Annotated in this window: 35 protein-coding genes; all 35 read right to left on the reverse strand. The window is 45.1% G+C overall.

Going from position 1 to position 25,123, the window contains the following annotated elements:
* On the reverse strand, window positions 1-1,255 hold a 1,255-nt coding region (locus tag J3U75_RS02240; RefSeq protein WP_267390294.1), incomplete at its 3' end, for a phage tail protein.
* Window positions 1,252-1,887, reverse strand: coding sequence for a DUF2612 domain-containing protein (locus J3U75_RS02245; RefSeq protein WP_267390295.1), 636 nt, complete (start codon window positions 1,885-1,887; stop codon window positions 1,252-1,254). The genes J3U75_RS02245 and J3U75_RS02240, both read right to left, overlap by 4 nt.
* Window positions 1,884-3,080 carry a baseplate J/gp47 family protein gene (locus tag J3U75_RS02250; protein ID WP_267390296.1) on the reverse strand — a complete coding sequence of 399 codons (1,197 nt, stop codon included), beginning with the start codon at window positions 3,078-3,080 and terminating at the stop codon, window positions 1,884-1,886. The genes J3U75_RS02245 and J3U75_RS02250 overlap by 4 nt, the downstream gene beginning before the upstream one ends.
* Window positions 3,077-3,430, reverse strand: coding sequence for a hypothetical protein (locus J3U75_RS02255; protein WP_267390297.1), 354 nt, complete (start codon window positions 3,428-3,430; stop codon window positions 3,077-3,079). The genes J3U75_RS02250 and J3U75_RS02255 overlap by 4 nt, the downstream gene beginning before the upstream one ends.
* On the reverse strand, window positions 3,427-4,140 hold the full coding sequence (locus J3U75_RS02260; protein ID WP_267390298.1) for a phage baseplate protein: 714 nt from the start codon (window positions 4,138-4,140) through the stop codon (window positions 3,427-3,429). The genes J3U75_RS02255 and J3U75_RS02260 overlap by 4 nt, the downstream gene beginning before the upstream one ends.
* Complete coding sequence (locus J3U75_RS02265; protein WP_267390299.1) at window positions 4,121-4,987, reverse strand: baseplate hub protein; 867 nt, start codon at window positions 4,985-4,987, stop codon at window positions 4,121-4,123. Before J3U75_RS02265 ends, J3U75_RS02260 begins: the two co-directional genes overlap by 20 nt.
* 16 nt (window positions 4,988-5,003) lie before the next feature.
* Window positions 5,004-5,282, reverse strand: coding sequence for a hypothetical protein (locus J3U75_RS02270; protein ID WP_267390300.1), 279 nt, complete (start codon window positions 5,280-5,282; stop codon window positions 5,004-5,006).
* On the reverse strand, window positions 5,270-5,905 hold the full coding sequence (locus J3U75_RS02275; protein WP_267390301.1) for a phage baseplate protein: 636 nt from the start codon (window positions 5,903-5,905) through the stop codon (window positions 5,270-5,272). The genes J3U75_RS02270 and J3U75_RS02275 overlap by 13 nt, the downstream gene beginning before the upstream one ends.
* 61 nt (window positions 5,906-5,966) lie before the next feature.
* On the reverse strand, window positions 5,967-6,821 hold the full coding sequence (locus J3U75_RS02280; protein ID WP_267390302.1) for a DUF6414 family protein: 855 nt from the start codon (window positions 6,819-6,821) through the stop codon (window positions 5,967-5,969).
* A complete protein-coding gene (locus J3U75_RS02285) occupies window positions 6,796-6,984 on the reverse strand; it encodes a hypothetical protein (RefSeq protein ID WP_267390303.1) in 189 nt (62 codons plus the stop codon). Before J3U75_RS02285 ends, J3U75_RS02280 begins: the two co-directional genes overlap by 26 nt.
* 287 nt (window positions 6,985-7,271) lie before the next feature.
* Complete coding sequence (locus J3U75_RS02290; protein WP_100137642.1) at window positions 7,272-7,484, reverse strand: CopG family antitoxin; 213 nt, start codon at window positions 7,482-7,484, stop codon at window positions 7,272-7,274.
* The gene (locus tag J3U75_RS02295; protein ID WP_267390304.1) at window positions 7,481-7,768 is read right to left on the reverse strand and encodes a BrnT family toxin; all 288 of its coding nucleotides are present in this window, start codon (window positions 7,766-7,768) and stop codon (window positions 7,481-7,483) included. Before J3U75_RS02295 ends, J3U75_RS02290 begins: the two co-directional genes overlap by 4 nt.
* A gap of 101 nt (window positions 7,769-7,869) precedes the next feature.
* Window positions 7,870-8,685 carry an antA/AntB antirepressor family protein gene (locus tag J3U75_RS02300; protein ID WP_267390305.1) on the reverse strand — a complete coding sequence of 272 codons (816 nt, stop codon included), beginning with the start codon at window positions 8,683-8,685 and terminating at the stop codon, window positions 7,870-7,872.
* A gap of 367 nt (window positions 8,686-9,052) precedes the next feature.
* Window positions 9,053-9,430, reverse strand: a complete 378-nt coding sequence (locus J3U75_RS02305) for a hypothetical protein (protein WP_267390306.1) — start codon at window positions 9,428-9,430, stop codon at window positions 9,053-9,055.
* Window positions 9,427-11,628, reverse strand: coding sequence for a hypothetical protein (locus J3U75_RS02310; protein WP_267390307.1), 2,202 nt, complete (start codon window positions 11,626-11,628; stop codon window positions 9,427-9,429). Before J3U75_RS02310 ends, J3U75_RS02305 begins: the two co-directional genes overlap by 4 nt.
* Window positions 11,609-11,818, reverse strand: a complete 210-nt coding sequence (locus tag J3U75_RS02315; protein WP_267390308.1) for a hypothetical protein — start codon at window positions 11,816-11,818, stop codon at window positions 11,609-11,611. Before J3U75_RS02315 ends, J3U75_RS02310 begins: the two co-directional genes overlap by 20 nt.
* On the reverse strand, window positions 11,818-12,225 hold the full coding sequence (locus J3U75_RS02320) for a hypothetical protein (protein ID WP_267390309.1): 408 nt from the start codon (window positions 12,223-12,225) through the stop codon (window positions 11,818-11,820). Before J3U75_RS02320 ends, J3U75_RS02315 begins: the two co-directional genes overlap by 1 nt.
* On the reverse strand, window positions 12,225-12,674 hold the full coding sequence (locus tag J3U75_RS02325; RefSeq protein WP_267390310.1) for a phage tail fiber protein: 450 nt from the start codon (window positions 12,672-12,674) through the stop codon (window positions 12,225-12,227). The genes J3U75_RS02320 and J3U75_RS02325 overlap by 1 nt, the downstream gene beginning before the upstream one ends.
* 17 nt (window positions 12,675-12,691) lie before the next feature.
* Complete coding sequence (locus J3U75_RS02330) at window positions 12,692-13,207, reverse strand: phage antirepressor N-terminal domain-containing protein (protein WP_267390311.1); 516 nt, start codon at window positions 13,205-13,207, stop codon at window positions 12,692-12,694.
* A 94-nt stretch (window positions 13,208-13,301) separates the two neighbouring features.
* Window positions 13,302-14,768 (reverse strand): DUF3383 domain-containing protein, encoded by a 1,467-nt coding sequence (locus J3U75_RS02335; RefSeq protein ID WP_267390312.1) that lies wholly within the window; start codon window positions 14,766-14,768, stop codon window positions 13,302-13,304.
* Between the two features lie 2 nt (window positions 14,769-14,770).
* Window positions 14,771-15,265 (reverse strand): LIC_12616 family protein, encoded by a 495-nt coding sequence (locus tag J3U75_RS02340; RefSeq protein ID WP_267390313.1) that lies wholly within the window; start codon window positions 15,263-15,265, stop codon window positions 14,771-14,773.
* A complete protein-coding gene (locus J3U75_RS02345; protein ID WP_267390314.1) occupies window positions 15,253-15,633 on the reverse strand; it encodes a hypothetical protein in 381 nt (126 codons plus the stop codon). Before J3U75_RS02345 ends, J3U75_RS02340 begins: the two co-directional genes overlap by 13 nt.
* A complete protein-coding gene (locus J3U75_RS02350) occupies window positions 15,620-16,198 on the reverse strand; it encodes a hypothetical protein (RefSeq protein WP_267390315.1) in 579 nt (192 codons plus the stop codon). The genes J3U75_RS02345 and J3U75_RS02350 overlap by 14 nt, the downstream gene beginning before the upstream one ends.
* Window position 16,199: 1 nt before the next feature.
* On the reverse strand, window positions 16,200-16,607 hold the full coding sequence (locus tag J3U75_RS02355; protein ID WP_100140668.1) for a DUF4054 domain-containing protein: 408 nt from the start codon (window positions 16,605-16,607) through the stop codon (window positions 16,200-16,202).
* Between the two features lie 12 nt (window positions 16,608-16,619).
* Window positions 16,620-16,940: a hypothetical protein gene (locus J3U75_RS02360; RefSeq protein WP_100140667.1), complete on the reverse strand. Its 321-nt coding sequence runs from the start codon at window positions 16,938-16,940 to the stop codon at window positions 16,620-16,622.
* Between the two features lie 57 nt (window positions 16,941-16,997).
* Entirely contained in the window at window positions 16,998-18,005 is a 1,008-nt protein-coding gene (locus tag J3U75_RS02365) for a DUF2184 domain-containing protein (RefSeq protein WP_267390316.1), read from the reverse strand.
* Window positions 18,006-18,015: 10 nt separating this feature from the next.
* A complete protein-coding gene (locus J3U75_RS02370) occupies window positions 18,016-18,510 on the reverse strand; it encodes a structural cement protein Gp24 (protein ID WP_267390317.1) in 495 nt (164 codons plus the stop codon).
* Window positions 18,511-18,522: 12 nt separating this feature from the next.
* Window positions 18,523-19,662: a DUF2213 domain-containing protein gene (locus J3U75_RS02375; protein WP_267390318.1), complete on the reverse strand. Its 1,140-nt coding sequence runs from the start codon at window positions 19,660-19,662 to the stop codon at window positions 18,523-18,525.
* Window positions 19,652-20,461: a phage minor head protein gene (locus tag J3U75_RS02380; RefSeq protein ID WP_267390319.1), complete on the reverse strand. Its 810-nt coding sequence runs from the start codon at window positions 20,459-20,461 to the stop codon at window positions 19,652-19,654. The genes J3U75_RS02375 and J3U75_RS02380 overlap by 11 nt, the downstream gene beginning before the upstream one ends.
* The gene (locus J3U75_RS02385) at window positions 20,412-21,968 is read right to left on the reverse strand and encodes a DUF1073 domain-containing protein (protein ID WP_267390320.1); all 1,557 of its coding nucleotides are present in this window, start codon (window positions 21,966-21,968) and stop codon (window positions 20,412-20,414) included. Before J3U75_RS02385 ends, J3U75_RS02380 begins: the two co-directional genes overlap by 50 nt.
* Window positions 21,965-23,308: a PBSX family phage terminase large subunit gene (locus J3U75_RS02390; protein ID WP_267390321.1), complete on the reverse strand. Its 1,344-nt coding sequence runs from the start codon at window positions 23,306-23,308 to the stop codon at window positions 21,965-21,967. The genes J3U75_RS02385 and J3U75_RS02390 overlap by 4 nt, the downstream gene beginning before the upstream one ends.
* Window positions 23,301-23,846: a terminase small subunit gene (locus J3U75_RS02395; protein WP_267390322.1), complete on the reverse strand. Its 546-nt coding sequence runs from the start codon at window positions 23,844-23,846 to the stop codon at window positions 23,301-23,303. The genes J3U75_RS02390 and J3U75_RS02395 overlap by 8 nt, the downstream gene beginning before the upstream one ends.
* Before the next feature lie 304 nt (window positions 23,847-24,150).
* Window positions 24,151-24,567, reverse strand: a complete 417-nt coding sequence (locus J3U75_RS02400; protein WP_267390323.1) for a hypothetical protein — start codon at window positions 24,565-24,567, stop codon at window positions 24,151-24,153.
* A 52-nt stretch (window positions 24,568-24,619) separates the two neighbouring features.
* A complete protein-coding gene (locus J3U75_RS02405; protein WP_267390324.1) occupies window positions 24,620-24,799 on the reverse strand; it encodes a hypothetical protein in 180 nt (59 codons plus the stop codon).
* An 80-nt stretch (window positions 24,800-24,879) separates the two neighbouring features.
* Window positions 24,880-25,002, reverse strand: a complete 123-nt coding sequence (locus J3U75_RS02410; RefSeq protein ID WP_267390325.1) for a hypothetical protein — start codon at window positions 25,000-25,002, stop codon at window positions 24,880-24,882.
* Between the last annotated feature and the right edge of the window lie 121 nt (window positions 25,003-25,123).

Here is a 25,123-nt window from a genome sequence, read left to right on the forward strand (position 1 = left end):
TTGCAACGTTACGCGGTCTTGATTCGGCACCGCCAACCCACGCTGTCCAGAAAGGGTGTGAATGCTCCCCACTCCATCCGGTAGTAAATGTGTGCGCGTGATTGCCAGCGGCAGCGATTTCCCCGCCTGAATCGGCAAAAGATTTGGCTGCCTGTGAACCGTTACCGCCACCAGTTTTGCCTACAGGGTGGGAATGTTGCCCATTCCAATCCGTAGTACCTGTATGCTGGTGGCTGCCGCTAGGTGAGGTAGTACCGCTATGCTGGTGCGATTTATTTTCACTATCCTGCCATGAGCCAAGTGAACGGCCTTTGTCAGCTCCGCGTCCATCATCCCAGCCGCGCAAAAATTCACCCCTAAAATCCGGCAAATTAAATGTTGTATTACCGTCACCGGCTCCGTACGTCGTACCTATTGCGGCAAACAAATTCGCATAATCTTTGCGGGATACTGCTGCGCCGTTAGCTTTTAACCAGCCGGCAGGGGCTGAAGCTTGAGCAAAATACTGAATAGCGCCTGCGGGAGTAAGATTGATGTCTTTGCTACCATCAAAAGGCACACCATCTATCAATCGTGCTGTTTTAAGTTTTGTTGCGGTGGCTGCGTTGCCAGAGGTGTCCTGATTGCCTGCTTTATTCACGCCCGGCAAATCGATATCGCCTTTGCCGTTAAACATCACCCCGCCGATGGTGTGTGCTGCTATCTGTGCTGCCCAAGTGGCCGTCGCCGCATTGCCCGATGTATCCTGCGTTCCGGCTTTATTTACGCCGGGCAAATCAATATCCTGAGAGCCATCAAAAAGTACACCGCCAATTTTGCGCCCATTCAGTAACTTTGACGCGGTAGCAGCATTTATTCCTACTCCGGCCAGTATTTCCCATCCTGTCATTTTCTGATTGGGGTCGTTGCTGTTCTTATCTATGGTTGAAACAAACAGCCGTGTATTGTCATCGGACATTAGTATGGCGCCAGTCTGATAACCGTCAAACGCATTGGCATAGGCCTTGTCAAAATAAAACAGCCCACCTTTTTGCAAATAAACAATCGATTCGGATAAGGTATTAAATATGCCATTGAAGTCCATACCCTTAGGAGGTAGGCCGCCGGACTCAACGGGCTGCATGGTGACATTTGGGAAACCATCACTCCATGTGGCATCTTCCATATCCTGTCCGGGCTGCCTAGTGTTCTGTATGGTGTTTTTACTACCGTTATTTGCAAATGCCTGGGGAATTAGCGTTGGGTTTTTACTCATGATGCAAAACATCCTTGATTAAAAGGCTGAAAACCTGTCCCGGAAAAACCAAAAATCCCCTTTGGAGGGGATTCGCGGTAATCAATCAATACGCCACTGGGGCGTGGTAATAAGCCAAGGTTATAAATAATGTGCCGCTCAAAGCTGTTAGGAATAAACTCAAAAAAATACCGGCCTTTCATGTGGCCGGTGATCAGGAAATACGCCCTTTTATTTGGGAATACCATGCGCAGATATGTGTTTATATTCGGCGCCGTTACTGACAGTATGTTTGATGCAGCTTTGAGCATAATCAACAGCCTAAACCGCTCATCAGACAGCCTATATGCATTGAATCCGGCTCCGGCAGCACTGAACGGGTGACTGTTAAAGGGTTTGAATGACTGAGGCTTAGTTTTAAAGCCAAAAACGTCAATGTCTCCCGGAGGAATATTGATACCGCGGTTAACACCGACGATGCGCCCCCATATGTCTAAACCAAAACCTTTTGCCGTTTTAATGTTAAAAGCAAATTTGTAAAAATCATTTATGGATTCAGAAGGATCTATGCATTCATTCATGCTGTCTATCAGGTTGCAAATTATGGGACTATTTGCATATTGTGACATCAAGGTATCTTGAATATTTTTCATAGGATTTTTATCTGGTAAACGGTTGTTGTCGGGAATTCATCAACCCCTATATCGAGTTTGTCCACCCATTTTTTGCCATCATAGCTTATGCGTAACGAAACAATACTCACGTTCGATACTGCAGATGCAACGGGACAAATGAACCGAGAGGCAATAACGGGTTGCCCTATGGTGGCCTTTGCTGCGCCAGTGGAGAAAGCTTTGATAATAGCTGTTTTTATTGCCTCACTATCCTGAAAAGTTAAAGCATCTTTATCCTCTACATTTATTTGGAAAAACACAGGCACAAAATCCGGCCTGAGAAACTTAATGACGTAGGATGGCGGCCTTGTTGGAAAGTTTTCCGTGTCACTGATAGTGCATTCGGTATTACCATTGAAAGAGCAACCAGTACCGGCCTTGTTCAGTATGGTGCGCGCTATCACTTCATCATCTCCTCCAACTATGGAAACAAGAATACTGTTACGAATAACTGGGTAATTAGTTGCACCGACAGTTATGGTTTCATCTGATGGATTGTCTATAACGTAGACATCCTTTACGTCCGGTAAATTCGCCACCGCGCCATAAGTTGCAGCGTTGGTATTTTTACTGTTAATCGCTACGGATGCCCGTCGCCGTGTTTCAAAATCTCGCCGTGCTTCTTCATCAACACCAGCAACGGCAGCATAGGGATTGGTGATGCGATCTAAACCGGCAATAGCCTTCGGTATGGACGTTATGGTGTTTGGAGCGGCGCTAATATTACCGGCCAGTACACACAAAGCATGCGCGGTTACTGTACCCTCCCCACCTATTACGGCATCGTGCGTTATTTTCCATTCCTGATTATTGTCATCATTGAATATTGTTCCCGCGGCTATGCCGGTTCCAGCTAAGCCCGTCAGCACCAAATCAACACTGGAATGGGTGGCTTTTTTGCGGGTCATGAAATACACATAGCCAATCCCGTCTTGCCAGATACCCTGAGCATAACGCGGGTCAAACTGGTTTAGCAGCGCGATCATTTGGTTACGTTCATCTGTGATAATGGCTGCCAGTGAGGTAACAAGCTGCCCCTGTGGTGTATTCATGGCGGTATTTAAATCTTTACCAAAGGCACCTTTAAACATCTCCCACAAGCCGCTAATTACTTCATCGGTATTGGGCGCCACAATGCCATCGTCTGTTATCTGCAGTTGAGGAATGCTCATAGCCCAACTACCCCCGTTTGATTATCGCTATTGGTAAATTTAATTTGCCCGCGTAGGATGCGGTCATTATCTAACTGCAATTCTGGCAGCGCGCTCACCACTCCCGGCACACTCAGGGCAGCATCCTGTAAATACTTTCGATATAACGCCAGCGGGTAGCGCCCGTTACCCAAAATCTGAGTTAAATAAGGTATGCCTTCACTCTGGTTGAAATACAAATCTTTTTGTATGGTGCGGCAAGCGCTGGCGATATCCTGTGCCTGCTGGTAGGTGCTTTCTGCTATGGCGATGTTGCCACGTGCGTCTATAGCCAAATCCCAGATACCGGGCATTAAAAATAATGTTTTCATGAATTGGGTTTTCCTGTGTTACCACCACCTGTTACTACACCGTTGTGAGTGTGGTTTTTCAAGCTAACTGATCCCGCCTGAACATCACCATCAGAGCTGATTCCTGCCCCGCCGGTAAATTGTGCAGTTTTACTAGCATTAACTGCAAAACTGCCGGTTTTGGTGGTTACGGATGAAGCCTGCAGATTAATGGCAGGTGCCTCTAAAGTGATACTTGTTGGTGAATGGATGACGATACCGCCATTTGAAAAACCTATATATTGCTGAGGCACGCCATTCAGGAACCCTCCAATATATAAACCGTCATTCCAGTCGTACTGCCTGCGGCTCCCCGGGGCGGACTCTGCTTTATTACGCTTGACTATGGAAATGTCTCTTGAGGCAAAAGCACACAGGCCAATATCTCCAACCACAGGGTCACAAATAATTGCATTTGCTCCGCCCTGCAGGCGGAAATAAGGCACACTGAAAATCCGCCCTGCAGAATAAACATTATCTGCACCATCGAGCATCTGCACCATTGGCATAACATCAACTGTTCCCACGGGGGCTATTCCGCCTCCTGATACAGCAACCACTTTTACTAACGTAATTGTCTGCATCTTGGACATTAGGTTAGTAATGAGGGCGTTAAATTCAGCCGCCCCGCCTAAAGAGTGGTTGATGTTGAGATGACTGAGTGGGCTATTGTTATCGAACGATTGCGGCATCTTTGCTATCCCTCCATGTTGCAGCTATCTCACAGAACCAGTTGCCGTCCGGCTGGTTGGCTTCCAGGCATTTGTACATGCCATAAATCCGCCACTCCCCGTTACAAACTTCAACGACGCTACCTTGTATTTTGCAGACACCACCAAAGCGCAGTAATGGGTCATAAAGGCATTTGAAGGTCACTCCGCGAATATCCGGTGTTGGGTAGCCTATAAGCCCAGTAGCCGGTGTGATGACAGGGATTTTAATGTTACGACTGCCGCCTTTAGGGGTGATGGCTATCAGGTTATTTTCTATGTACATATCAATTGGAAAGGTTTGCTCAAGTGTTTGCAGTTTGTGCAGGTTAGAGCCATTTAGGGTGATGTCTTTCGTTTTTATTGATACGCCGTTGTTTTCCAGCTGATAGCCCATTTCTTCGCAAATCGCCTGATAGATATCTGCTATATCTATTTCCCCTTTGTGTTCGTAGGGGTTGGCGGGCTTCTGATTTTCCAAAGCTGCGGCCTGAGACTCAATTACAAGGCACACATCCGGAGAATTAGAAAAATCCGGATACGCGAAAGTAATGTTGCCCTCGAATTCTTGCAGTAATTTCTCCCCCTCATTCCCAACTTCTATTTTTACGCGATTCATTAGGGCGCCCAGTGTGTTCCAGCGAACGCGTAAAAGCTTGATCATTTTGTCCAGCTCAAGCCCATAGACGCGAATCTGTGCTGTTGGCATTACCGCACCATACCCGAACATGATATTGCAGGCTATCCGAAATCCTGTTGCGCTTATCTGGTTATATGCATCCGCAAATACAATCTGTTGGCCTTTGTCATCCTTTCCTGTCAGGGTCACGGTGACTTTAATTACTTTACGTTTCATTTGTATATACCAAAAAAAACCGGCTGTTCAGGCCGGTGTAAAATGGGTCTTGACTACCGTCGGTATCTATAAACACAAGATTTTTGCTAAGGGGTGTTTTATTTAAGCAAATACGATTGTTAATTATGACTCCGTCTCTGTCATTTTCTATGCTGGCATATAAATTCCCGAGGCGTGAGTTCAGGGTAACTAACCAGCGTTTGTTGTCCATCACAAAGGAAACGGTTTGGTTAGGCGCAGCGTTTAAAGGAATAGTTACAATAGCCATTTGAATAAATCCTCAGATATATCACCAGCCTTATAAAGAATTGATTCGTTCGCGCTCTCTGGCTGCTTTTCACCGCCATCCTGTGTTTTAGCATCGTCAGGGTTTTTTACCTCTTCGGTATCGTATTTAACCGTTACTTCTCTGACCTCTTCTAGATGAAGGTTAACCTTAATCAGTTGCGCACCGTCCGACGCCTCTCGTGCAGTGTCGTAGCCAACAATACAGGCGTTGGTATAAACATATTCCGGTGTAAGGATATGGAATAACAGTGTACTGTTGGCTAGTGTTTCAATCTGGCCAAGAAAAGCCCCCCGCATGAGTGTGCCGCCCGTGCCTTTTGATAACTGAACAGTAGCTTTATAGGGGTTAGCTATTTTGTTGTAGCTGGCAAAAGAACCTTTTTCAATTGGCGCCTGCGCGATCCTAGACGAATTATTATATTTAAGAGAAATGACGTTATCCGCCAGCAGTATCGGAATACCGTATTCATTGAATATCCCCCAGTAATTGCCGAATACGGCATTTATTAGTGCAGCGCTCCCTAAGCTGATTAGGGCATTAGAGCCAGCAGCATTCAATCCTTTGAAATTTGGTACATTTGGCATACCCTCAATCGGCAGCATACAACCTCCAATAAAAAAGCCAGCTATAAGCTGGCTTTGTATAATAATGAGATAGAAAAGTTTACTTTTTATCTGAGCGGTTTAGTTCTCTGAAAATAGCGATTGGGCTGATGCCATAAGTTTCAGGAGACATGCCAAATGCTTGCTGAAGAATTGGCATCGTAGCATCATAAATAGCTTCTAACGAATCTTTTGTTGCTGTGCTCGGTATTTCATTAAAGTCTAAAGGCTTTGAATCCAAAATAGCAAGACACCGCCATTCTCTAGCCAAATTTATACCATGTTTTAACATAAAATCTTGATAATCAACAAGAAAATAATCTTTATTTAAAGTTGACCAAGCATTACCCATTTTTGTACATATGGAAAAATTTATCATATGGGGTATATTATTCAACATTGCTAAAACGCTTTTGATATCTAGGCCGGTTGATCCGTCTGTGGCCTGTTGAAACCCTTTAAAAATAAGATCAGACAGCGGCTCGTATATTTTCTGCATTATAGTAGTATCTTTAATTGAGATACTTCCAGATAAATACATTAAATCTCCGTAGCTGCTATTAAGTTTTTTTGTTACTAAATCAGATTTAATAAGTTTATTAATTAAAAATGTAGGAGCAATATGTTCTGTGTTAAAGAAATCTTGTATATTAATTCCACTGGTACTTGATTCTGTTTGTATAGACGAGTTATCCGCCCCCAAATTTACTTCGGCCACAACTGCTTTTACCTTAACTCCTTTATCAGATTGAGTATTTTTTTGGGTAGATGAGGTATCACTACCGTTATGGCTGGTAATTTGCTTAGTAAGAAAACCTTTTTCATTCAATTGTGATACGAGAGAATAAAGCCTGTTTTTATCAATATAAATAAAATCGTAAAGTGCATTACTATTGTTTGTAGTATCCCGCCCCATTTTTTAAAATATCCCTCACTTGTTCTTGACGCTTAAGATTTGCATCAAGTTGTTTATCAAACACAGCATGAGCGTTGTTAATCTTTTCTGATGTTTTTGAAATATCGCTTAGAACATAAGATAATGTTTTATTTAAAATTTTTAATTTTTTCTTACCCATCATTTGTTGCTCCTTTCATTGAGAAAGAAGAGACTAGAACCACGATCTAGAAAACAAAGTGGTTGTTTAACTATGTTTTTTTTAATTTTATACATTAGTACATCTTGCCAAGACTAATTATATTTGTCAATAAAATTAACTAGACAGTAGCCATTTTGAATGCGTTACAAAATCAAATATCTTTATTTGTGCATTCTTGAATTTGTTTAGGATGAGTCTCCCAGCCTGTCCCTGTATACAACCTCCAATAAAAAAGCTGCCCAAGGGCAGCTTATGTAAAAGTGTAATATCTATTTATTCCACTTAATATCAGGCTTACGCTTATTGGCGGCGCAATCCTTTAAAAATAAGTTAATCAACGATTGGTAGGGTAATCCTGTTTCCTCAGCCAGCTCTTTAAAATAGCTGATACTTTCTTCATCTATTCGAATAGTAATTGTTTTTTTTAGTTGACTAGCATAAGGATTAGGCTTGGCGTTACTAAAATCATACTCTTTCTTCATAAAGATTCCTCATACTGTTTGCGCTCGCGTTTGGTAGCAACTCTCGCCGAAATCAGCCGTATACTTTCACCGCGCTCACAATGTATTACCACAAGAACGCGTAGGTTTTCGCTCATCCCTAATAGTACAAAGCGGTCTTCATTCTCGGAGTGCTCAGGGTCGGAAATGATTAAACCGTGCTCATCCCAAAATACGGTAAGGGCTTCCTCAAAAGAAACACCGTGCTTTTTTAGATTCAACGCGGCTTTGTCATTATTCCATTCAAATCCATCAATCACGCTCACTCCGTTTGCTATTTGTAAATATATTATATTTACTTTAACAGCACCTAGCAATACCGTTATAAAAAAGCCAGCTAGTTAGCTGGCTTGAATCTGTTACAAAATCAAATGATAACTTTAGGATGCAGTTCTTCAATAGGAACATCTAATCTTGAAGTGGCGCACTCGCCGTGTACTACTCTCATACGTTTAGCTAGCTCAATTAGATACTCGGCTTGCTGTTTAGTCTGACGTAAAAGTTTTCTAAATGCATCTGCATCCACGCAGTTGCACCCATCAATGTTTCTGACGTATTCGACGGTAGCATTTTTAACGATGACGAGCCATCTACCATCTTGATTGAGCAAAGTTTGATTATTAGTAGCAGGTTTAAACAGTTCAGGCGCATCGGGTATGCTTTGCAAGTATTTTAATGCGGCAGTTAAATGCTCTACGGGCATTGATTTATAACTATCGATTTCCAAATACGCATGTAACCCAGCGTATATCTTTTGGTACGATTCACCCGTACGTTGACTACGTTGTTCTACGGCTGACTGAATTTGCTGTGCCTGTTCTTGCGTTATGAGGTTGTTGAGAACTAATTGGTGCTTGCTATCATAACGCTCGCGTTCACATTGAATAAAATAGCGACGGACTTCGCGTCCCACCTCTGTCCTTTCGACCATTGCCAACTCTTTAGCCATGTTTAGCGAAAGGTGATAATCTTTTTTGCCTCTACCAAAACCTATTTCCCGATTTTGGGAAATAGCTACAAAGTCCTGATTTTCAACAAATCCATACTCTTTAATGCGCTCAGTGATCCATGTTGCAAACTTCCTGCCAACTTGCAAGGCTATATGCAAATCACGTGCGTTACAAAAAAGTTCGGTTTTAGTATTAAAGCTACCTGAAAAAACAGGGACTAGAAAAGAGTTCATGATAGATTCCTTACAATTTTACGAAATGCCTTAATAGGCGGCCAAGAGGTTCGTAGGCCTTGTAAGTTGGCTGGGATTATTTCCCGTTCGGGTATTGTATTCTCCACCCTCTCGGCCATGAAAATAAAAATACATACCAATAATATAAAATGGCATGAAAATTTTACAGGCACAAAAAAACACGATAACCGCCGTGATGCGACTTACAAACAAGGCTACGACACCTCTTTTTCAATCATGCCTAGTAAGAAGCTAATTGTCAACAAAAAACCACTCCTAGGAGTGGTTGATTTATTTTCCCACACAAAATAAACAGAAATAAAGTTAAAGTACTGGAGCATCCTTGAATATGTTACAAAATCATATTTTACTCGATTGTGTATTTTAGAATCTCGTCTGGATAATTTCCCCAGCCTGCCCATATATCCTTAACAGTGATTTTATTTCCGTTCCGTGATTGAAACTGCATTACAAAAACGCGGGGAGGAGCGTTTTTATTTTGCCGAACTTTCTCTACCAGCATAGCTGTATTTTCATTGAGCCACTTCGCACGAAGTGACAAAGCGGGCGAGCACTCTATTCCCTGCTCACCATACATATTCGCAATTGAGCCATCCTTCGAAAAAGACACACCAGCACAAGTCGCACTCACAAGAGTAAGCTTCTTACCTGATACAACTTGTTTAAAATTAGCCGCCATGGCCAGTGAAGGTATCAGCAGAGCAATTAAAAATACCTTTTTCATGTCATTGAAGTCCCGAGTTGATTAAACATATAGTTGTTTGCTTCTTTAACAGCTGCAACGGTGTTGCCACTTACACTACTGGAAGATGTTTTAATTTCTATTTTCTGTATATTAACACTAACATGTTTACGGTTATCGTTTTTTATACCCCTGCCCTCATTCCGAAATTGAAACGCCGTTTTTGACATATCCTGAGCTTTTTGGGCGTTATTCACGATATTGGCAAAATATTGGCGTTGGTGAGCTTTAAAAAATCGATTTTTAACGGCTTCACCTTTCGAAATATAGTGGTCACCGTCTGAATCCCACACGCTATTTAACTCATAGGCCTTAGATCCTTTCCTGTAACCGTAGCCTGCAACTGCAGTATACGTATCAGCAACATCACGCTTCTTCTTTCCATCAAAGCCACGCTCCCTGAAATATCGTTCGACGTACTTCATTTGCTCATCAAAAGATAGGCCTCCGAATTGGTCTCGCGTCATACCATAGTAAAGTCCTTTTTTACCTCCGGAGCCGGCCATAAATTGAATTAGGCCTGTAGCAGAAGATTTTGGATTGCGAATATTGGGATTGAATGTTCCACCCGTTTCAAACGAAATAACAGCGGCTAGGTCGTTAGGGTCTACGCCTATGTTTTTGGCGACACGGGCGATTGATTCTGCCTTTTCTTTAGTAAAGTTCTTATTTTTAAATACCTGCCTAGAATTGCCAGCTGTTACGGCATTTTGTTCTACAGGTTTAGCAGTCCCGTTATACTCATAGTAGTCCTTACCTCCGTGCGTCAATTTATAAACACTTTCCCCGATAAATCCTGCTACGTCCTGTTTTTTCTCGCCCATAGCATCCGCCACAATTCCCGTAGCGATATCCGAGTAGGTGTCAATCATCTGCTTAGCCTGCTTGGCCGCTCCGCTAAAATCACCCCTAACCAATTTGCCTAGTATCTCAGCGTAGCCTTTTAGGGTCGGTATAGTATTGTTTTTAACAGCACTGACTAGATTGCCAAACGCCTCGCGTAACGTATCTACAGACATCTTGCTGTCCTTGATGCCTGCTGCAAAAGACGTCCAGTCAAAAAGAGATTTGCCGCCATTCGCCCAAGTCTTGTAATCGTCGTACAACAGCACAAAGGCAGCGGCCAAGGCGGTAACCAGTGCGATTACAGGGCTAATGGCCGCACCTAAAGCCCCGATAACCCTTAATAGCGGTGTGAACGGGGCTATAAATCCAAGCAGGACACGTGTAGCGCTTAACAGCGTAGGAATCAGCAGCATGCCGATAATGATAGCGGCAACTTGAAAGACACCTTTTATTACTTTCTGATGCTTTTGTAAAAGCTCAAAAAAGCCGTTTACGACCCTAATTAGTGCAATCAGAATTGGGGTTAGCGCGTCGCCAATAAGCTGCTTCATGCTTTGCCAGTGGGCGCTTAAAATGGCTTGCTGTTTGGTAAGCTCCTTACTTTGCGCGATGGCTTTTTGGTCAGAATGATACATCTGCTTCTGAACGTTTAAGATTTCCTGTAGCTCTTTCCGGCCTGAAACCAAAGCATTAATGGTGCCATCATCAAACCCCATTTTTTTGCCTATTGTATAGGCTTGGTCTCGTGGCATTTTCTGGAACGCGTCCGCCAAGTCCAGCATGACATCATCTAACTGACGAATCTTACCGGCATTATCTACTACATTAACGCCCAGTGCGTTAAAGTAAGGCAGCATGCTGGCGTCACCAAACATAACAAGCCCGTTCATGGACTGTTTAATGTTACTGAGCGATGCTGTCATACCTTCGGCACTGCCGCCGAAAGCACCGGCAGCGTTTTGCCAATCGGTTATGCCACGGGTATTCATGCCCAATTGTCCGGAGAGCTTAGATACTTCCATATTGGCACGTGCTGCATCATTAGCCAGCTTAAACAGGCCGGTTGAGCCGATGATAATTGCAAAAAATCCGGTAAGTTCTTTTGTTACCTTGGCAATCTCCTGACCCATTTTAGCAATTGGCGTAATGGAGTTATGGTATTTTTTGGCCAGATCCTCGTTAGATTTACCGGCCTGTTTCGACGCCTTTTCAGTGTTAGCAAGGGATTTCTCAAGCTCCTGATTTTTTTTGGTCGTTTTTTCTGCTTCTGCTAGGTATTTGGAAGTGTCTATACCCAGCTCAATCAGCATCTGCTCAACTATATTCGTTGCCATACTTATTTACCAACATTTTGTTATGTTCAGAAACCTGAAAAACCTCAAGGATATTCAGTACATCCTCAAGCCCTAGTACGCTGTCCAGCTCTACGTAAGAGGCCAGTCCGGTAGTCATTACCTGACTGGCCAAATAAGATACGTTGACTGTCTGAGCCAGCACACCATCCTGAAAGGGCAACCCCGCCATTAGCTCATATCTGGGGAATTGCCGCTCTTTAAAAAATCAATATGTAGGGCCAGCACCTCTTTGCGTAGCACGAACAGTGTTTTGATATCTTCGATATCGCTATCCATGACAAGGCTGCGTGGGACACCACCCGTAGGAATAATCTGTACACAACTCAGTAGTTCGTCGAGCAAATCCCCACCTACTTCGGGGTCAATCTTACCCACAACATCTAATGCCAGTCTGGCCATTTCCAGCATGCCGCCATTCATATTAATTGAGCTGGTATCTACACCTGCTCTGGCAATAGCAAATATGGCGCGCTGCGCCCATTTATCGGCTTGAAGAATAGGCATTTCTGTTATTCGAAATGATTTACCCGCGTCACGACCTGACTCAATGGTTATGTCTTTGGTTTTACGTGCCATCAGTTAATCTCCTCTGCGCCGTTCAACACTAATCTGAAGGTATACTGACTACCAGCAAGAAGCTTTTGCCCTGCAGCGCCGCCAGTGAGTTTTGTCATGGCTCCAGTCGCGCTGTAACGTATTTTGATAGATGGAATCTCAACGACTATATCAATTGGGCGAGTTTCCATATTGGCATTGAAATCCTTGCGGATATTTTCCATATGCTCAATTGACGGGCTGTTTGCTTCCAGATGCAGTGTCCATTCCACTTCATGTGGCGTATAGCCCTGTGACTGCTGCCCATCCACGCCCATGCGAGTCTCAGCTATATTAGCTTCCCCAAACCCCCAGGCGTTATCTGCCTGAAAGCCTTTAATATTTAGAAAATTGTCGTATACACCGGTACAGCGCAGCATTAACACCGAGTTGGCTGAGGTGATGGTTAGTGGGTTATGTCCCATCGGCATAATTTAATCCCTTTCAGTTAAGCTGTTTTTTGAAAAAGGTCGAGCTGATTGATTGTGGCCAATTGCATTTCCAGTTGGCGCTTTTCTAATTTGCGCTGGTTTAGCGCCTTACCCGCTGCGCTGCCCCGCGCCTCAGATTCAGCCTGCTGCTTTTTTAACAGCTCCATTTCCTGCAAAATTTTTTCACGATTGACAATGCCGGTGGTCCAGTACTGCCACAATACATCGTCGCATTCCTGTTGATAGCGGATGATGGTTTGCTTTTTATCTGCCGCAACTTTATTAGCGCTAATAGACATCAGCCAGCCAAACAATTTTCGTAAAGGAATGCAGCAGACTTCTTGGGCGTCGCCATTAGTGGGCATCATCATTTTGATGACACCCCACCTTTGATCAGATGTTAACTTTCTGTGCTGTGGTTGCCACGCTAATCCCATACCATCAACCACAGTACGCATCGCTACATAAGGCTCTCCATCACAATCAATAACCACAATTTCAGAGCCAAGAAAATTAACATTTAAATATTCCATATTTGATTCCTAATTTAATTCCTATCCAATAAATAAAACCCCGTACAGTTTGCACGGGGTTTTGGGGTGTTTTTGGAGAAGTTCCCTAATTTGATTATTGAACGTTGATCGATGCCAGATTCACCGTATGAACGCTGCCTCCGTCGGTGTACCAGAGTTTTAAAGGCAGGGAACCTCGCTGTCCGCGAACTTGAGCTGTGGCCTGCTGAATCAGCAAACAATATCCGCTGGTTTCAATCTGGCGTGCTGCATCAAAGCCTGCCTCATAGTTAATTTGTGATTTCTGTGCCTCAGATAAATTGACTCCACATTGGATGCCACCAAAATTCAGCATTTCGTTAATAGGGTCTTGTGCTGCGGCGCGGTGAATGGCTCTACCGTGGTCGTTATAAGGTACGGCCTTATAACTGATAAGCATGTTAATAAATGCCAGTTGCAGTTGAGAGTTGAAGTACACCTGATTCAGGTAGTTATCTACCCATGCAAAATCACCGCTAACGATGGTATTTCGGAAGAAGATAAAGCGTTCATTTGCTGTCGCCCAAGCCCCGTAATAGGCATAGCCATTACTTTCTAATGCATTTGCGTCTTGCAGTGATGTAACCGTTGCAGCAATCCCGCTTTGCCGCTTAAATTCCATAGTGGCGCGCCCATTCATCTCTCTGAAATTGATAGAGGCAGCATAACCACAGGCCAGCCCAGCCTGTTCCAACGTGCCGTAGATTGCCGTTGTTCCGGAAATAGCATTTTCTTTCAACCAAGTGCCAAAGCAATTAGTGTTATTGGCAATGAGGGCGGTGGGCTCTTGCGCGTAATAGACATACCAGTAACGGTTGTTCTGTTTGCTATTCCACATGGCCAAAGCCTTTTGTGCTTCTATGTCAAAGCCATCGCCTACAGTGGTGATAACCGCAAAATTTAACGTATAACCGGTAATGCGCTCCATAACTGAATCAGGGCTGTCGGCCAGAGTAGCGTTATCCGCAATAGCCCCTGTACTCTCCGTTAGTCTCAGTGCCTCCGCCGCTGTACCGGCAGCAAACGAAATAGACGCGCCTCGACCGCTAATAGAGGATTGGATGACGAAAGCCTGTAGTTGAGTATCAAAATTAACTTCCGTCTTCAGCGATGCGGAAATTTTAACGGCCGCATCGCTGAAGCTGTTTGCGTTGGATAAATCAATGTTTGCGTTAGTGATCACACCGTCAACGGTTAAGGTGATGCCTCCGTTAATGGCTCGCAGGTCATCTAACTGAAGGGATTTAACACTGGCGCCTATAAGGCGGGCTCTGATATCAGTTCTGTTATACCGTGCGATAAACAGGCTTGCAGGCTTAATCGTTGAGCCTATGTAGCCATCAAAATAGCATTGCGCAAACTTGTACAGACTGCTGCTGTACCCGAAAGCGTTACCCACGTCAGCAGCGCTAGCATATTGGCTGACTGGATACAGGCTGATATCGCTTAGCACGACGGTGTTCAAACTCAGCGCGGAACCGCCACTACCGATTACTGCAGGGTTAACGGTTACGATATTACTTGCAGGGATAGAAGATAACATAATCATTCCTTTGGTTTGGATAAGGTAATTACCGGCATATCCAAATAAATTAATTCATGCTCGAATTCGGGGTTGTATTGAAGTGCCAACTCGACTGTCCAGCGCTCTTCATAACGGGACTGCTCATTAATAAAAGTCATCTGCATGGGGTCTTTACAGTACAGCGGCTGGCAGGACGTAAGACGAGCGGTTGTGTACTGGTTTTTCCATAAGTTACTCAGCTTTCGGGCTCTGTCTCCTGCCTGATTGCCGTAAAAATCTATTTGCATCGTTACTTCCACTGACTGTTGAACGGTTGCTTTGTCTTTTTCCGGCTCGTAATAGCTCGCAGGAAAGTCAAAAGCATGTTCGAACAGAATAGACATCACGACCGCCTGTTTGGGCAAAGGAGCATCGTTCTGATAGCCCTGAACGACTGATTCTGGCGGGCATGAAAAAAGCCCGAGCAGATAAGCCCGGACTTCTCGGAAAATCTGTTCATGCGTTACTGTCGCCATAGCAGTACCTTGCACCATGTGTAATATGATTCAACAACCTGTTTAACCATCCATTCCGATGCCTCTTCTTCTCCATAAGCAGTAAAAATAACGCGTTCAGCCCCTTTACCTTGTGCACGCCGGATGACTGCCAGCTGTCCGGAGGCATAAGCGTATATAAACTGCCCTTGCTGGTTAATCAGGTTGAGGTGTTCAAGGTCTGCCGTGGAAATGCTCTGCAGTTGGATTGAAATAGGCTCCTCCGTAAAAGCGGGTATGATTCGCCCTGCCTCATCTACTGCATTACCTGTATTAACCCTCAAAACCGCTTTTTGGTCGGGATTAACGCCGGTGATGACACCGTTAGCCATTGCCCTAAGATTCATCATATCTGCTTACCTCTACACCGATTGAACGCGACATCTGCATAGTATCCCGTAAAGGGGCGTCTCTACCTTTAAGCTTAATAGTAGATATCGCATTCGGTGGGGTCGTCCATGTCATAATTGACTCCACCAAATCACCCTTAACCACCTCGCCCAGTAAACTAAGGCCTTTATTGATGCCTTGCTTTTCAACAAGCTTAGGCAGACTGGCAACCCATTTGTCTTTATTTTCGCTGACTGTACTGCGAAAAAAAGGGCGCGGCGGGATGTTGATCTTATGGGCGGGAGAAGTGTGTGTGGTGGCGAAATTAGATACCGCTTTTCTGACAAAACGGCCGTTACGCTTAAATTCGCCGCCCTTTTGGTTAATCAGGCGATAGATAGTAATCTGCCGTTCTGGCACTTCAATTTCTACGCCGTATTCGTTCCAGAATGCGACCTGTGCAACGTGTAGTCGTTCATCTTCTACCCCGGCATAGGTGGCTGTTTCGAATATGCCTACCCGCAGCTTTTGGCTGTCTTCCGCGTATGTTTTTAAAGCTTTAGATAAGCTACCTGTTTTTTTCACACTACCTCCTGACAGGCATGGGCATCCGCCCTGCAATGTAGAGGAAGGAGCGATACTGCCTTGTCAATGCCCAGTAGCGCGCACCATACTGGGTCTGCAGATACCATTTTTCTGATGCCGCTGATTGTCCATAATCGAGCGACACAGATACGCTGCCTTCAGATGCACCTGCTATACGTCCTACTGCCTCGTTCCCGCTTTCAAGCCGCATTTGCAAGGTGGCGATATGCGCCACCAGCAAAAACAAAAGCAACTCGCGCTCTTCTGTACTTTTAATCACACTTTTTTCGGTGTTATTGCACAGAATGCAGGCCTCGGTAAAAAAAGAGTGCAGCTGCACATCGGACACGGTAATAGAGGGATACAGTAATCTGAATTTCTGTACATCAAATCTGACTACATCGCTCATATCCCCCCCATGCTATTTATCTGCCCTTGTGACTTCGCCCGATTGATCAGGGTCTAAAGGCTCAAGGCCTGACGGATTGTTCTGCCCGTCCTTTAAGTTGTCTTTGGTTGACTTCACATCTTTATTTGCGAAAATCAGGCCGTTCTTGACCAAGTCACGATCCTTATTTTCTGCCAGCCAAGCCTCCCAGAAATCCAAAGACACATCAGAGGTAACGCCGTACCCGAAAACCAAACGGGAGCTGTTTGCCCCTTTAATATTGACGCATTGTTCTCCTACCTGCAGGATTAAACCGTTGGGTATTTTGCAACCAATTATTACTTTATCAGCCATAAATCTCTCCGAAATAAAAAAGCCGCCCGATTGGGCGGTTGTTGAGGTATCAGTTAATCAAGATGCCAGCATAGAGGCGATAAATATAGGCCGGTAAATGATGGCGCCTACTGTGCCCTGAGAGCGTTTTTGCTCGTAACCGGATTGTTGCTGAATCAAAGGATGCACCCGCATCTTTTCTGTAAAACCCAGTTCGGCGGTAGGAAAGCCTTCGTACTCATTAACAATCATCTGAACAACCTCACCCGCTTTACTCTGGTATTCCGGGATAGTGACGATTTTCATATTTGGAAAGTTCTTTTTAATCAAATCACTTGCGTTTAAACCGTACATGTTGGTGGCGGTAAGGGAGGCATTCATGTTCGGTGACAAAGCTAATGTCATGGTTTCGTCAGTGTCAATCAAGCCCCCTGTTTGCTTAACTAAGAGGCTGAATAGTGCTCGGACAGAATCATAAATGCCTTGTGCGTCCAGCTTATCCCACACCTTGCCCGCCATAGAGGGCAGTAAATTAGGGTCGTTCAGCATGCCGTAGTTTTGTAGGCCTTTTATACCAAACAGATAGCTTTTGTTTTGAAATTTATTCAATGCCAATGCCGCCGATGTTTGTTTCTGCGTCGCCCAATCCAATCGCGCCTGCCCCGCTTTAGCCATTTCCCGTTCACCAATACGAATAATGGTTTGGTAATGGTATGTTTGACGAAACGGATAGTTAACGTTGGCATCACTCAGGGCGTTATTGTTAAAGTCTCCGTAGGTTGACGTAACCCCAATATTTTCCGCTATTGGAGTAGATACCGTATCGTCTGCCCACGTGCCCATTTTGCGCTCGTCAAACACCTTAGCCGCTTTCATGGGGGTAACCAATACCTGAATCACGCGCGGGTCGACATAGGTTGTAAATAACGCCGGGATACCGGCATTAGGTGCAGTCTGTAAAGCTGAATCCTGCGCAATGCGCATACGTGCTTGTGCGTTCAGTTCGACCGGTTTTTGTCCAGTTGCAAAAACCACCCCCGCCTTGTTTTCAAGCGCGAAAAAATTCAAAGAACTACTTTGTGCCATATATCCGTCCTCAATATTTGGTAATTTTAGCTAATGCACCCGCATCGGCATTTGATGCCACTACGAAACCGGTATCTACAAAGCTTGCCCCGTCGACAGCTGCCGGCAATGAATCTGCTGCATTAACGCTGCCATCCATAGTGTTGGCGTAAACTTTTTGTCCTATTTGAGCCCCGCCTGCAAAACGTGCCCAAAAATCTCCACCGTCGTAGAGTGTTACAGCAAAGCCTTTAGGAATCTTTAAAGATGATTCTTCAGTAAACTGAACAATTAATGCGGTGTTGTCACGGCGCGCAAAGCCAATAAGCGCTTTAGCACTGGTTTTAGCGTTGCTGACCGTCCCTGTATCGGGGTCAAACCAAGCAAAGCGCCCAATAAGGACTCCACTTTCACCAGCCTTTGCCTCGCCTTCCCCCACTAACAAAGTGTGGTAAGGATTGGTTGAGGCGAAATCGCCTTCAACACCAACCGGCAAGTCATTATTTAAATTTTTTTGGAAACCCATTTTTCTATCCTTTTATTTGAAACGATCGGTATAACTGTCGCTTTCGCTGTAAGAACAACCATCCATTGCCAGAGCAGATTTGCCGTTGTTATCAAGCAGCATTTGTACCATTGACTTATAAGCGCTCGGGTGTACACCTTTTGTACTGACTCCTTTCTGCTGCAATGCGTATGCATAAACCGCCTCTGCGCTATCCATGGCAACCATGCCGACTAACGGTTCGACTTCTTTACGTGCCTGCCACAACGCATTCAGCTGGGCTGCTACTTCCGCACGGATGGTGTCCGCATCCATAGCCGGCTTGTCTTTTTCTTTAGATTCTGACTCCTCGTCTTTGGCTTTAGGCGGGTCTTTCGATTCCTCCTCTTCGTCCTGCGCTTTTTGTGTGGATTCCTGTACCTCTTCCTCGTCTTCGGCCTTACCGTCTTTTTCCGGCGCCTCATCCTTGCCTTTTGGGTCATCCGGTAAAGCATTGTCTAGTACTGCTTTTGTGATTTTCCCCAGTGCTTCAGCAGGAATATCACTATCCATGCCAAGAGAGGTTTTAACCGCATCAGCGATTTGGCTTAGTGCTCCGTTCTTTAGCTTCATCAAAAACTCCATTTGTGTTGGTAAACTGTCTGCAATAATGGCATCTTTCCCTATCCGCCCGTGCTCAACCATCGCAACATGATTGCCGTGAATCTGTCTCATAACGCCATCATATTTTTGTCCTTTAAACTCGCCCGCCGTCATGTCGGCCGTATATGCGTACCCGGACGACAACTCGTTAAGCTTTTCACTTTCAATCAGTGCAATCGCGTCCTTGTCAAAAATGCGTAAGCTGGCATACACCACGTCACCGTCCATTTCAGGCGCGATAACTGTTCCAACCGTGATTTCGTTATGCGGTTCTTCCGCGCTTACGGGAGTATGCTTCAGCAGTAACTGAATTCCATTAAAAGAAGGGAGGGCTTTTTTAAGCTCCTCCCTGTCCCGTAAAAGATGGTATATCCGCTCCGGTTCCAGCCCTAAACGTTCATAATTTGGAATTTCATGCCCTAAATATGGGTTGACCGCTGCTTTGGTAATAATCGTTCGCTCGACGATTAAATGCCCGTTCCCATCAAATAAGCGCATGGACTTGTCCATTGCTATTGCTTTATCCGCCATCTGTTACTCCATCGATTATGCTTCGGCTAACACACCTGCAGTTAATCAGCTCACCGGGCTGCACCCATTCCCCATCCAGATACATGCCTTTATTCACGTCAAACACCTTGCCGTTTGCCTTTAGGTGAGATGGTCTGGGTTTTCCGCTCGCGTGCGAATGCAGCCATATGGCTTTTGTAATGCCCAATTCTTGCCGTTTGGCTTTCTCAATAGCCGCATGGGCTTTCGCCCCTTGATCTCTGGCAATTAAATCTGCTCTGCGCACAGAAATTTCATAGTGTTTTTTCAGCTCTTTTGATAATGTGGAAAGGTCATATCCATTAGTAATACATTGCCAAACCTGACTTTGTACGCTCTCCAGATATTGCGACCCAATAGACTTAATCAGCCCCACATTGTTTTCTACGGCGGCCTGCAACGCATCACGCTGAAACTGAGTAACCTGAAAGCGTACCGTAAAGCCCGCTTTACGCATTTGTGCTTTTAATTGGCTTTCATAATTTGTAACGGTTTTACTGACGAATGCTTCCACGATTTCTGGCACTAAACTGTTTAACCTTTTCGACCAAGTGGTAGAAAGATAATCTCCAACATGTGCTACCCAATCAGCTACGCCATCCATAGCCATATCCGCTTTTTCGTGCTCGGCCTGCCGACGAAATTCGGTTACCAGTGTTTGGCGGATATCCCTTTCCATTTCGTTCAGTAAGCTAATAATGGCTTTTTTATAGCTTTTTCTGATGCCGGTATTAGGCCAGATTGCTTGTAGCGTATCCGGCTTCTTTCTGATTATCGCCATTACTTAAACCCCATTCCGGCGGCTCCGGCACATCTTCCGCATCAATGCCTGAGTAGTCACCATCCTCATCTTTTGCCAGGCGAGCGCGCACCTCTTCCTGTGAAAGCACACCAGCATTAATAAAGGCGCTGTCTCTTTCGGCCTTAACTTTATCGGTATTGGCCATCTGCTCGTCATTCAACTGTTCCAACGGATTAAACGTGAATACTATCTGCGGATCGATTTCGCCGAATAAATCAAGTTGTATCAGCTTTAAAACAGTGGTTAGCTGTGGCAATAAATAGGACTCCTGCATACCTGAAATGTATTCATGGTATACCTGAATCTCACCATCACTACTGGCATTAAGGCCGCTTGGGGTGATGCCCAGTAACTTAACCAGCGGTGTGCGGCTCGGTGCGGCCATCTGCTCTTGTGCCTTTTGCAGCAAATTATCCAAAGTAGATAAAGGGGTGTTGAACTGAAAGAACTCTTCTGCGTCCTTGTCCAAAAGCATTAGATTTTGGTTCCCCCGCAATTGCGCAAACAGCTTTGACCGCAATAGAAGTTGGGTTACGCCATCTTCACCCCCCGCTAGCGTATTGCTCATATCCGTTTTAATGCCGGTTAACGAAAATGAGTGAATCAAATCGGATACGCTGTCGACGGTTCGCTGCCATCGTTCTACGTACGGCTGCATCAGCTGCAGCATGGAAATGCCGCCAAAGTTATACGCTGGCTTGAGCATATCCGGCACCGGCCGCATAACCAAAGTTAATAGCCGGTCATTGTGCACCTCTTCCCCCATAACAAACCATTTAGACGGCTTGAAAAAATCCGGAGCAGTAGCGTCATTAGCGTTATATAAACTTGGTGTTGTCCATATAGGCTCAACCAATACCAGCTCTTTCAGGCAGCCTTTGCCAAGCGCTACACTGTTCATTAGCAAGGGAATGTCCTTCTTGCTTTCATGCCCCTTAATTTTGATAAACAGCTGGGAACGCCCGAAAATCATTTCGTTCTCAATATGCCGGCGCATCAAGTCTCTAATATTTAGCTCTTTCATGCGCGCCTCAATGCGCCTCAGCTTATCGTCGTACGTCTTATCATCGCCATCGTTAGCCACCTTAACCTCACCCCATGTTCTGGTCATCTCCTGCGCAGTAGCCTCATAAACACAGCGATAATCGGTCGATTGTGACATATTGGCCAAAGCTGGGTAGCCGATAAAGCTTGGATAGAAATGCGGCATGTTCGGGTCATAGACACTCGATATTAAGTTGCTGTCCTGTGCTATAGCAGGCCGCCTTCCAGCCGGCACAACACCTGCAGGGATATCTGCCAGCTGATAGCCGGTAGGATGAACGCCGCTTTTAGCCTGCATTTCATAGATCAGCGTCATCATCCGGTCACTTAATTGATTGCGCCGGCATGCGGCATCAATTTCAGCCTTTTTGAGCCGGTTTGCCTCTTCCAAAGCCTCCAGCTCGCGCGCTTTGATTTTGTTACGCTTCCAGAATTTCATCATAATCCATTCAAGATGTTAGGATTGATATTCAACCCGCTTGATACCGGAGCAAAGGCCATAATCAGGGCGTCTGCTCTGTTAGGCGAGGGAATGCCACGTTTTTTCATATCCTTTTTGCTTTCCACCTTTACCCGTCCGTTGCCGTCGTAATCGACCTGAGGGCGGCTTAGCTCGGCTTTGAGGTATTCGATATCCTTAATCCCCCCATCTAGGCTAATAAGCTCGTCAACGGGGTATTTATCGCCTTTTTCGACTGCTCGCCATGTTTTATAAAACCTATCTCTAACAGCCCACCACGCTTGCGCTTTGATGTTGGCAAACATGTCTTTGTTCTTTTTTGCAGGTAAATAAAGCGTATCCGGCTTGTAAACCTTGCCACCAGCATTAAACCCTACCGTCTGAATACGCCCTTTCTTACGACTGAATTGTGCTTTGACGCCAGCACCTACCCCAATACTGTCAAATACAACCTTGTCAATATTGGCTTCCAACGCATCCTGATAGACCTTATCCGCAGAATAAATAACGTCTTGCCCGCGCCATTCGTCCATACTAAACACAATGGAACCGTGACGTCCGATTGTCGCGTTAGCGTCTTCCCCCTCGTCAGCAACATCAAAGCCTAATATGCGTTGCCCAGTAACGGGGATGCCAAGACGGGTATGGGCGTCAGTGGCTGCCTCAATCCATGCAGGCTTGATAATCGCCATCTCGCTATCCGCTACCGGCTCACCTAACCATATGTGCCGATACAGTTCATAATCCCGCTCCTTACACGCCAGCATTTCACCCTCAAGAACTGCAGGGAAATAGGGGTTGTCGTAATAGTTGGCCTTAATAACTATTGCATTTGATGGCGGATGAATAACAAAGCGCTGATGTGTATCATCCAGCATATTTTTAGGGTTATAGGAAACCCATATTTCACTTCCGGGCGTCCTAATGGTCGGTATTAATGTATCCCACATCTCCTTAGTGATGCTTTCAGCCTCCTCAACCCAACAGACACCAGCCCCTTCTAGTGATTTAATCTTGCCGGGGTCATTCTTAATCCCGAAGAAAATAAAATTCGTACCTGTGCCGCGGTGAATAATGGTGGATTTCAGAACGTCAAACTCATCATCATAACCCAATCGGGATATGGTGTTAGAGAGCAGTTTATGAACTGAATCTGCAATAGAAAGCTGCAGCTCACGAACACAAGGAATGGTGGTTTTAGTCCGCCTTGCTACTTCAATAGCCATTTCGGCAAACGTCCACGACTTACTGGAGCCCCGCCCCCCGTAAGCCACCTTGTAACGTGCCGGCCTAGCAAAAGGTGCAAAATGCTTGCTAATCATCAGCTTGCTCAAAAATAGCGCTAATCGGCCGTGTCTCAATCGCTATCTCTCCTGAGACAGACGATTTTTCGTTAAACGCCTGTACCGTTAAGTGCTTACCTAACAGCTCAAGGTTTTTAACTTTATCAGGCCATTTGACCTTTTTAAGAATGCTCAGATCTTCCTTGCTGCCTAAAGTCTGCACCTCCATACCGCTTAGCGTAGTTCTCCATACCTTCGGCCATGCGGTAACCGGCAATAAAGAGCCGTCCTCCGCGAGGATATCTGCGATATCCATTTGGTCAATTTCAACTAGGCGCTTTAATACATAATCAGCATCAATTTTTGTACGCTCGCATCGTTGCTGCATCGCCTCGGCTAGCGCTTTTTCAATTTGAGGTTTTCTGAGGTTTTCGTAACCTACCGCACTAGCCGTTCGCTCGCTATACCCTGCCCTAATGGCGGCCTGTGTAGCGTTTAAATCTTTCTGATACTCCAGTACGAATCTCTTTTGCTTTTCAGTCAATCCGCCAATGGCGGAGTTGCCTCTATCCGTCATAGCGAACTCCATTAAAAAAGCCCATGCGCATGCATGGGCTAACGTTCATTTAATACTGTATTGCACAACTTAGTTGATTAAGTCTTGTGTATTGTAAGGTCAAGTTGCTAAGCACCCTAACGTACTTTGCCTTAAGGGGTTAGGCATCCCAACAGCCAACCTGTTTCAAAAAACATTAATGCCTTTTCTTTAGACGCGACTTAACCGCCAACTAAAGAAAAGGCAATGACCGGTGCTTTTACAAGGGAAGCATACCTATACTGTAAATTACATCGTAACTGTTTATGTGTTGAAGAGCAAGACCTTAGCCAAAGAAATGCCTAAATTTGTCCTGTTTCTGCATATATTCCCAAAACACACACAACGCCATTTCAACCTCTCTGCACCATGATGTGCTGTTGTTTCGCATGCGCTGATTTCGCTGCAGTGCAGACCGTGGCGGGCGCTTAAAATACGGGCTTGTGTACCCGTATTGTGTACGCAGGATAGCAAACGCTTTGCGCTCTTTTTCAGACATGCTACGCAGTACGTCTTTAACCATGTCAAACACCTCAGGCTGAAAACGCATAGCATAAACTTTTGGCTTTTTAGCGTTCTCGCTATCGTTTTTGTAGCGCCATTCAACGCTTAAGCAATGCCCTTGTTTTACGATATCTCGCATTGCGCGTTCGTACGTTTTTATGACGTTTTCCGCTGTGTCTATTTCGATTTTACTAACCATTCAGTGTGCCTCCTATCCGGCTTTAATCTGTATCAACCAGAGGCTAAGCGCCTTAAGAAATAACAGCCAAGGGGATAAACGCGCCTATCTCATCTTCACCGCTGGGCATCGTTTGCACCATGCACCACTCAACCCCTCCCCCTATAGGGGGAGAGGGGGCAGGTGGTGCAATTGCTGGTGCAAAATCACGATTTGCCGGAAAAACTGCACCACATAATGCACCATGCACCACTTCAAATGGTGCAAAGCTATTAAATAAATGATTTATAAGCTTTTTATCTGCACTACTCGTGCACCACCACCCCGCACGTTTTACGATTTACAACTTACTGCACCACTTACTGCACCACTCACCACCTTAAGTGGTGCAACCCACTCACACCTCGCCTCTGCGCTGTCATGTGAGCGCCACAAATCGGGAATTCCCACTGTCATTTGTGTCCTACTAAATCAACTCAGCTTTCTGCATACCGTAGCTCTGCCACCGTCATACACAATAAGCCATAGCCCTATAACCTTTATTGCTACAAACCGGGAATGCCCACTGCCATTCGCA

The sequence above is a fragment of the Snodgrassella sp. B3088 genome, assembly GCF_026535815.1.
GTDB lineage: Bacteria > Pseudomonadota > Gammaproteobacteria > Burkholderiales > Neisseriaceae > Snodgrassella > Snodgrassella alvi_E.